The sequence below is a fragment of the Streptomyces sp. NPDC006265 genome (assembly GCF_040613555.1).
Taxonomy (GTDB): Bacteria; Actinomycetota; Actinomycetes; order Streptomycetales; family Streptomycetaceae; genus Streptomyces.
The window spans coordinates 1-3,677 of record NZ_JBEXSH010000891.1 but is presented as its reverse complement, the minus strand read 5'-3'; the positions used below and the strand labels follow the sequence as shown (position 1 = coordinate 3,677).

The 3,677-nt window shown below is 70.7% G+C and carries 3 protein-coding genes; all 3 read left to right on the top strand.

The genetic code is table 11. The features are described 5' to 3' along the window. Positions 1–297: 297 nt before the first annotated feature. The 3 genes from ABZ281_RS42215 to ABZ281_RS42205 all read left to right on the top strand — a co-directional run bounded on the left by ABZ281_RS42215 (position 298) and on the right by ABZ281_RS42205 (position 3,427). Positions 298–2,727: a helicase C-terminal domain-containing protein gene (locus tag ABZ281_RS42215; protein WP_356663300.1), complete on the top strand. Its 2,430-nt coding sequence runs from the start codon at positions 298–300 to the stop codon at positions 2,725–2,727. 65 nt (positions 2,728–2,792) lie between these two features. Then, complete coding sequence (locus ABZ281_RS42210) at positions 2,793–3,008, top strand: type II toxin-antitoxin system VapB family antitoxin (RefSeq protein ID WP_079428878.1); 216 nt, start codon at positions 2,793–2,795, stop codon at positions 3,006–3,008. Then, positions 3,005–3,427 carry a PIN domain nuclease gene (locus ABZ281_RS42205; RefSeq protein ID WP_356663297.1) on the top strand — a complete coding sequence of 141 codons (423 nt, stop codon included), beginning with the start codon at positions 3,005–3,007 and terminating at the stop codon, positions 3,425–3,427. Before ABZ281_RS42210 ends, ABZ281_RS42205 begins: the two co-directional genes overlap by 4 nt. Positions 3,428–3,677: the final 250 nt, after the last annotated feature.

Here is a 3,677-nt window from a genome sequence, read left to right as displayed (position 1 = left end):
GTTTTCCATCCCCGCACCCTGCGCTGTCGCCTCACTTGGGTAATCTATAAGCCGCCCCTAATTGTGGGGCTCCGCTTCTCGTCGTGCTCTGGTTGCATTTCTGGTCGCGTTTATACGCCCCTAATTCGGATGTTTCGGGTAACTGGGCCCCACTCCCGCGGCCTCGCTGATGCCGGCGCCCACCAACGGGGGAGTCCTGCCCCGTACGGCATCTGCGGATCATAGGGGTGCGACATCCTTGAAACCCGCGGCGGGTCTCCCCGCTGCCATGGTCCTGATCCCGCGAGGTGCCCCGGTATGAAGTCCCGATCGACGCTGGCGACTTGGCTGGGTGGCCTCGACGGCTCTCGCCTGGCACGCGTGCTCGAGACGAGGAGGGACGCGGCGGCCACTCCGGAGCCGCGCTCGGTGGGGGAACTGGCCGACCGCCTTCAGCGCCCGGGATCGGTAGCGCTTGCCCTGCCGCGGCTCGCGCTGCCACACCTCCAGGTGGCCGAAGCGCTGGCGGCACTGCGCGCGCCCGCGTCGCGCGATGCCCTGGCGGAGCTGCTGGAAGCGGCGGACGGCGAATCCGCCCGCGAGCTGGGCGCCGCACTGGAGGCTCTGGCCGATCATGCTCTGGTCTGGTTTGACGGCGCGGGGAAGCTCCGCATGGCCGGAGCGTTGCGGCACGCATGGGACGCGCCCCTGGGTCTGGATGCCCCGCTGGAGGAACTGCTCACGGGCACGACCTCCGACGAGCTGCGCGGCATGCTGGCGGCACTGGGCGTCAAGCCGCCGGGCACCAAGTCGCAGCGGCTGGCCGCGCTCGTGGAACACCACAGCGACCAGGAGCGCATCCTCTCCGCGGTCGCCAAGGCCCCTGCGGCGACCCGGAAGCTGCTGGAAGGCCGAGCGGGGGCTGGGCCCGCGAGGCCCGCGCGGTTCATCATGTTCGGGAGTCCGGGCCCCGATCCCGAACCGGGCGCTCGATGGGCACTGGACCGAGGACTCCTGACCCAGGACCGTCACCGCCACGGTCCGGCCCGTATGCCCGCCGAGGTGGCACTCGCGCTGCGCGGGCCCGGCTGGCACGCCCCGTTCCAACCCGTCCCGCCTCCCGTGGGATGGGTGTCCGTCGCCCCAGTGGACGTGGACCGCGAAGCGTCAGCCGCCGCCTCGGCATTCGCCGCCGGTGCCGCCTCGGTCCTGTCAGCCTGCTCGACGACCGCGCCGGCCCGGCTGAAGTCCGGCGGGATCGGTGCGCGTGAACTGGCATGGATCGGCAAGGCCGCCCAGGCCGACGACGCCGTCGTACGCCTCACCCTGGAAACCGCGTACGCCGCCGGCCTGATGGCCCGGGACGGCGACCGCGTGGCACCCACCGAGGCTTACGACGCCTGGGCGGAACAGGAACCCCCTGAGCAGTTCGCCGTACTGCTCCAGGCATGGCGGAACCTGCCGCTCACCCCCACCCAGACACGCGACGAGGACAACAAAGCACTCCCCGCGCTCGGCGGCGCACCGCCCTGCGACGGCTGTGTGCAGGCCCGCCACGGGCTGCTGGCCGCAGCCGCGCGGCTCCCGGCAGGGCACGGCGTGCGGGTCCCGTCGGACCTGGGGCCCCTGATCGCCTGGCACCGTCCGTTCGCCGACTCCTCGCCCCAGGACGGAACGCCCTTCGCCACCATGATCCGCGAGGCCGAACTCCTCGGCGTACTCGCGCGAGGTGCCCTGTCCGCCCTCGGCATCCACCTGCGGAGCGGCGACCCGGAGGCGCTGGGCGTCGAGTGCCAGCGGCTGCTGCCCTCGGCCACCACGACGGCCCGGATCGGCGCCGACCTCACCGCCGTGGTCACCGGCACACCGTCCGCGCGGCTGGCCTCGCTCCTGGACTCCGTCGCCGACCGGGAGACCAGTGGCGCGGCGTCGGTGTGGCGGTTCAGCCCCGGCAGCGTCCGCCGGGCCCTGGACGTCGGCCGCACCCACGAGGACATCACCGCGGACCTGGCCGCTGTCGCCGCCGGGCCGCTGCCGCAGCCACTGTCGTACCTGATCGCCGACACCGCACGAGGCCACGGGCGGGTACGCGTCGCCCCCGCCGCCTGCGTCCTCCACGGCGACGAGCCCGCGCTCCTGGCCGAACTCGCCGCCCACCGCAAGCTCGCCAAGCTTGGGCTGCGCCAGTTGGCTCCGACGGTGCTGATCAGCCGCAGCCCGCTCGACGCGACGCTCGACGCTCTTCGGGCCGAGGGATACGCCCCCGTCGCCGAGACCGACGAGGGAACGGTACGCATCGAGAAGCCCCGGCCTCGGCGGGCCGCCGCTGCCGTTCCGGCTCCGCGCGGCTCCAGGGCGAGGGGCGGCGGCCGGACCGCTGCCCCGAGCATGGCGAAGGGATCCGCCACCTTCGACCCGAGCGCGATGGCGACCCGGCTGCTGGCCGCCCCGGCCACGGCTCCCGAACCAGCACCGTTCGAGGGCGGAGTGCCCTTTGCCACGGATACCGAGGAGATCGTCGCAGGATGGGCGAAGCGCCTGCCGTACACCGACGTCCGCCAGCTCGCCCACGCCATCGACGCAGGTCAGGCCATCACCGTCGAGTACGTCGCCACCTCAGGCAACCGCACAGTGCGCACCCTCAGCCGCCTCGAACTCGACCCGCCCTACCTCGAAGCCTGGTGCCACCTGCGAGAAGACGAACGCGTCTTCACCCTCTCCCGCATCCACGGCGTCATGCCGACGTGAATCCATGACATCGATGAACCATGAGAGATATAGTTGTTTCCATAGTTGATATACGGGAGGTGCGCATGAGCCGGACAGTGATTGACCTCGATGACGAGCTGGTGGCAGACGTAGCCAAAGCCCTGGGCACCAGCACCAAGAAGGAGACGGTCAACACAGCCTTGCGCGAGGTACTGGAGAACAGGCGGCGGGCGCTGGCCCTGACCCGCCTGCGCGCCGCGGCCGACGAAGGCGCGTTCGATCTGACGCTCTTCGAGGACAAGCGGAACTACCGACGGTGAACGCCGCGCTCTACCTGATCGACACCAGCGCCCTCGCCCGATTCATGCGGGGCGACGCGGAGCAGTACGGCTGGGACCAGGCAGCGGCCGCCGGCCTGATCGCCACGTGCCCCATCACGGAGCTGGAGTTCTTCTACAGTGCCCGATCGGCCGCCGACCGGGCACGCGGCATCGAGGACATACGGCTGCTCTTCGGCTGGGTCCCCGTCGACGACCGCGCTTACGACCGGGCCTGGCAGGTCCAGGAGGCCCTCACCAAGCAAGGCAAGCACCGCAGCGCAGGCGCAGTCGATCTCGTTGTCGCAGCGACTGCCGAGCTGCAGGGGCTTACCCTCCTGCACTGTGACCACGACTTCGAATGCATCGCCGCAGTAACCGGCCAGCCCCTCCAGTGGTATGGCCCGGAGGGGCGTAAGTAGTCGAGCAGTGGTTGCAGTCCTGGTTGCATTCACCTCCGTCCGGGGCTGTCCAGAGGGAGGCGATGCACAGACTCCGTCGCAGGTCATGACGCCCACGACCCCCGCCGAACCCCAGTACGAACATTTGGAAAGCGTGTTGGGGGCAACCCCTCACGAGTTCGAATCTCGTACCCTCCGCCAGTGCCTCACCGGGCACGATGTCGAAGGGCCCCACCGTTCGCGGTGGGGCCCATCGACGGGTCTCAGCGCG